This is a genomic window from Flavobacterium pygoscelis, from assembly GCF_023162025.1.
Lineage (GTDB): Bacteria > Bacteroidota > Bacteroidia > Flavobacteriales > Flavobacteriaceae > Flavobacterium > Flavobacterium pygoscelis.
The window spans coordinates 1-4,303 of sequence record NZ_JALNUB010000026.1 but is presented as its reverse complement, the minus strand read 5'-3'; the positions used below and the strand labels follow the sequence as shown (position 1 = coordinate 4,303).

Below are 4,303 nucleotides of genomic sequence, written 5' to 3'. Positions count from 1 at the left end.
GGATTCATAATTGAATTAGCTAATTGGAAAGAAACGGAATTTAAAACGCATTGGGGAAAATTGATTCCGTTGAATAAATTGACCGCTCACGATTTGTTTGAGAGAAAAAGAATATATCCGAATTCTACGTCAGAAGAAAATGGAACAGAAAGTTGGTTTAGATATGACCAAACTAAAAAAATTGATCTTGAAAACAAATTTGACCTCATATCTAAAAATGCAATAAAAAGAATTGCAATTATGGAAGAATATTGGAAAGAATAAAAAACCGAACGTACAACAGCGGTTTGCAAAAATGGCGAAATATGTAGTAAATTCACGTTTATCTTCCGCAAGAAATTTTATCTTAGCCGAAAAATCTCGGTTACGTAGTTCGCCACTTCTGCAAGCCGCAAGACGTTAGCGGTAATTTTGCCTCAGAGCAAAGAAATAAATGACTAAATAAGAAGAATTTGGACGAAATTTTTGAAGCATCATTATTCCTAAACGGAAACTTAATTACAGTATTAGATTATCCAAAAATTAAAAATATTAATGGAGAGATACTAATCGACTGCTACTTAATCGACAAAACTCAAAGTGTTGTAAATCAAAATATTTTTTACAAAGAATTATATGAAAAACTAAGTATAGATTCGTTAGAAATTAAGGCAACTACTAAACAAGGAAGTGTTGTGATTTTTAAAGAAATATATTTAAAGTCAAGCTCTTTTCCAAGTTTCGAGTTTACTTTTATTTGCTATGATCACTACATTGAGTATATTTTATGTAATGAGAAAAATAGAATTGAAGATTTTTGCTTAAACTCAATAATAGTAGAAGGAATTGATATTCGATTTACAAAAACTACAACAGTCAAAAGGGAGAGATATATGTTTGGAATTGATGATTCCAGAACATTGTCAATTACCTTAGATAACACTGAATTATACTTGCAATATTTCAGTAAAAAAAGACACTATGATTTAAAAATTGGAATATTTGAAAAATCTGAAGAGAATAAAACAATTATTTTGAGATTTTTTGGAGACAATCTACTACCATATAGAATTTACAAACTTTTCAAAAATTCTTTAAAATATTTTTTATCTTACATAGCAGGAAACAATGTAATAATTAGAGAGGAATCTTTTGCTTATAATTATAAGAATAGTTACTCTTGTTATCTTGATTTAACCTATTCTATACCCAATTTAACAGAATTAAATAAAAATCATTTTTTGCCAATTTTTGATGTACATTTCAAGCACAAAGGAATATTGCAAGATTATTTAAATGCTCTACCAAATTATTTTTTTTTAGATAAAAAATTAAATTTAAGTGAAGTAATATATTTAATAAACCAGTCAAAAAACGTAAATATTGAAAGCAGTTTTTTTATTTTATTAATCGCAATAGAGAAATTATCAAATAATTTAATCAAATCTAATTTGATAGAATCTCGAAACAATTTTATTATTGACAATGAATTGTTTAAAGAAATAAAACCTGATTTACTTAATTTAATAAACGAAATTTTTAAAAATAAAATACCAAAAAAAGAAATTGAAACATTTAAAACTAAAATAGGAAATATAAATTTAAAAACTAAAACAGATAATAAAATTGATTTATTATTAGATTTTTGTGAAATTTCAAGAAATGAAGAAATTGATTTATTATTTCCTAAATTAAGAAACTTAGCTATTCACGAAGGAGAAATAAGTTTTTCAGAAAATGACGCCAATAAAAACTATCATACATTGTTTATTTTGATTAACTCAATGTTATGTAATTTAATACAATATAAGGGAATTAGATTTATTGAACATAAAAACAAAACTAATTATATCACTAAAAAAGAAACATTTAGTATTGACTATAAAAACTACCGCTAACAGCCGTTTGGCGAGATTGGGGTTTTAGTGGAATTAGCGTTTTTTATCATATCTTCGTTTCGGCAGAAAATACTCTGCTTTTAAGTCCCTAACCTCGCCAAGCGCCAAGACGTTAGTGGCTATTTTACCTAAAAAACTGAAAATGAAACGAATAATCTACTTTTTATTAATTTTAAATTTCAATTTTTGCTTCTCCCAATTTGGAATAGTAAATGATTTGGACGGATTTGTAAATGTTAGAAATTCAACAAAAATAGGAAACAATATTACAGATAAATTAGAAAACGGCTTTATTGTTTATTATTTTGAACCCGAAGGAAATTGGATAAATATTGATTATAAAAAAAATGGAAAAGAATTAAACGGCTATATTTATAAAGACAGAATTAAATACATAACCGACTTTAAAAATCTTACATTGAAATCTAATCTTGGTGGAAAAGCGACATTAGAAAATGGAAGTATAATAGTGGAAATTATAGAAACTAAATTTATCAAAGAAAATCATAAACTGAAATTTTATAAAAATGAGAAAACACAATTAGAAAAAATTGATGATAAGCAAGTATTCGGTATTGATGGAAATATCCCTAAAAGAGAATATAAATCAATCAATATCGAAATAGATGAAATAGAAATTGATTTGCCAAATATTGCTTTGAAAAATTTATACGAACCAACTTTATATAATTCGAAAGCAAGTTATGATGAAAATAATGACATATTATATATTTTTTCATCAAATAGTGACGGAGCGGGTAGTTATGAAATTATATGGGTTATTGAAAAGAAAAAATATAAATATAGAATTGAAGCATATGGATTCTAACAAAAAAAAACAGCCACTAACAGCCGTTTGGCGTGATTGGGGTTTTAGTGAAATTAGCGTTTTTTTATTACCTTTACGTTAAGCCGAAAATACTCGGTTTCAAAAGTCCCCAACCACGCCAAGCGCCAAGACGTTATGCGTCAGCAGGTTGGATCGCACAGAAAAAGAAGAAATTAAAGCTTGAAAACTGAATTGCAAAACTTTAAAAGCGAATTTTTTATCGATTTTTTTGGCTTTTAAAACTTGAAAATGAAACTTGATCAAGTATGCGTAAAGCAGAAACCTGAAAATTAGAAGTTGATTAAGTTTGTAGAATGTAGAAACTTAAATATTGGAATTTGATTAAGTTTGTGTAAAACAAAAACTTGATAAAATTGGCTGAATATTAAAATGGAAATTAGAAACTTGAAAAGTAAAATTTTCGCGATTTTTTTTTAGATTTTTAAGATCAAAATAGATGTTTAAAACTTAATAAAATAATTAAATTTGGAAAAGCCAATTGGAATAAATTGGAATGTACAAACATAGAACATATACTGCCGAACGCATAACAGCCGTTTGGCGAGATTGCGAATTTTGTAGTTAATTCATATTTTTCTTTCGCAAGATATTCTATCTTAGCCGAAAGAAATCGGTTACGAAGTTCGCAACCTCGCCAAGCGCCAAGACGTTGGCAGTAATATTCAAAAACAGATAGACAATGGAATTTAACAAAGAAAAACACAAAGTTTATACTTGGAAAAATTGGATGATGTTACATTGGATTTTAAATCCAGCATTAGCAATTAATGAATTGATTTTAGGACAGCGAATACCCAAAATTACTTTAGAAGACAAAACATCTGACAAACCTAGAGTTGAAAGAACTTTTGTTCCTTGTCCACATTGTGAAAAATTACACGATGGAAGAACTTGGGCTAAACAAAATGGAACTGCATTTAAAAATTGGTTTGGACTTTACTGCTCAAATTGTCGAAAAATAATTCCTTGTTTAACAAATGTTTTTAGTTTTATAATTCTCGCATTGACATTTCCGATTTGGGGTTGGTTTAGAAAGAGTTTGAAAGCAAAATGGTTAGAGAAACAACCCAAACGATACGAGAATATTGACATTCAGCATATTCCAAACCCATTTGACAAAAAGAGTTGGATAAAAACAGGATTAAGTTGGGGAGGTTTTATGTTTTTGACTATGTCAATAGGCTTTCCATATTTAGACGGACAAGAAATCAATTGGAAAACATTATTATTAGGACTTGTCATTTGGTCAATTGGCGGACTCACATTTGGGTACACTATGAAATTATTTATGAATAAAACTATTAATCAGAAAGCATAAAAATACTACTGCCAACAGCGGTTTGCATAAATGGCGAAATATGTGGTAAATTCACGTTTATCTTCCGCAAGATATTTTATCTTAGCCGAAAAATCTCGGTCACGAAGTTCGCCACTTCTGCAAGCCGCGAAACGTTGGCAGTAATTGTGGCGCAGAATGGGAAAAAATTGAAGTTTAACTGAAAAATTGAAATGGAACGGATAAATAAATATTGGTATTTTATTGTTGCTTTATTTATATTCTTTATGTTTTATAAAC

General features: G+C 28.1%; 4 protein-coding genes. All 4 read left to right on the top strand.

Annotation, left to right across the window (positions count from 1 at the left end):
- On the top strand, positions 1-264 hold a 264-nt coding region (locus tag MW871_RS16070), incomplete at its 5' end, for a hypothetical protein (protein ID WP_248429403.1).
- Positions 265-452: 188 nt separating this feature from the next.
- Positions 453-1,877: a hypothetical protein gene (locus tag MW871_RS16065; RefSeq protein ID WP_248429401.1), complete on the top strand. Its 1,425-nt coding sequence runs from the start codon at positions 453-455 to the stop codon at positions 1,875-1,877.
- A gap of 142 nt (positions 1,878-2,019) precedes the next feature.
- Positions 2,020-2,706 (top strand): hypothetical protein, encoded by a 687-nt coding sequence (locus MW871_RS16060; RefSeq protein WP_248429400.1) that lies wholly within the window; start codon positions 2,020-2,022, stop codon positions 2,704-2,706.
- A 700-nt stretch (positions 2,707-3,406) separates the two neighbouring features.
- Entirely contained in the window at positions 3,407-4,045 is a 639-nt protein-coding gene (locus tag MW871_RS16055; RefSeq protein ID WP_248429348.1) for a hypothetical protein, read from the top strand.
- The last annotated feature ends 258 nt before the right edge of the window (positions 4,046-4,303 follow it).

Coding starts and splice junctions, on each gene's coding strand:
- MW871_RS16055 (WP_248429348.1), top strand. CDS start 3,407: ATGGAATTTAACAAAGAAAAACACAAAGTTTATACTTGGAAAAATTGG.
- MW871_RS16060 (WP_248429400.1), top strand. CDS start 2,020: ATGAAACGAATAATCTACTTTTTATTAATTTTAAATTTCAATTTTTGC.